The organism is Catenulispora pinistramenti (genome assembly GCF_018274385.1).
In the GTDB taxonomy this organism is placed as follows: Bacteria; Actinomycetota; Actinomycetes; order Streptomycetales; family Catenulisporaceae; genus Catenulispora; species Catenulispora pinistramenti.
Map to the genome: position 1 here is coordinate 1 of NZ_JAAFYZ010000581.1, position 458 is coordinate 458.

At 62.9% G+C, this 458-nt stretch carries 1 protein-coding gene; it reads right to left on the bottom strand.

Features of this window, described 5'->3' with window-relative positions:
* Window positions 1-411: glutamine synthetase beta-grasp domain-containing protein (locus tag KGQ19_RS48880; protein ID WP_212022511.1), on the bottom strand; the 411-nt coding region annotated here is incomplete at its 3' end.
* Window positions 412-458: the final 47 nt, after the last annotated feature.

Genomic DNA, 458 nt, shown 5'->3' on the forward strand with positions numbered 1-458 from the left:
GCAGTAATAGGGCCCCTGAGCCGCCGGAAACCCACCCTCCGGAAACCCCAAAGGCCGCCCACCCCGAAACAACGTGTACTCCTGCTCAATCCCAAACCAAACATCCTGCCCCGCAAACCGCTCAGCCACCTCCCGAGCCCCAGCCCGCATGTTGGAGCCATGAGGCACAAAATCAATCCCCTCCACCTCACACAACACAAGCACATGCGCCCCACCCCGCACCGGATCCGCGCACGTGAACACCGGCCGCAACACCCGATCCGAAGAATGCCCCACCGCCTGCCCGGTAGAGGACCCATCGAACCCCCACACCCCCGGCACAACACCATCAGCAAGCACCCGCGTCTTCGACCGCACCCCAGCCGTAGGCACAGCCCCATCAACCCAGATGTACTCAGCCTTGTAGACCATCCCGCACCTCACAGATCAAACGATCAACCGAAAAGCCCCACCACCCC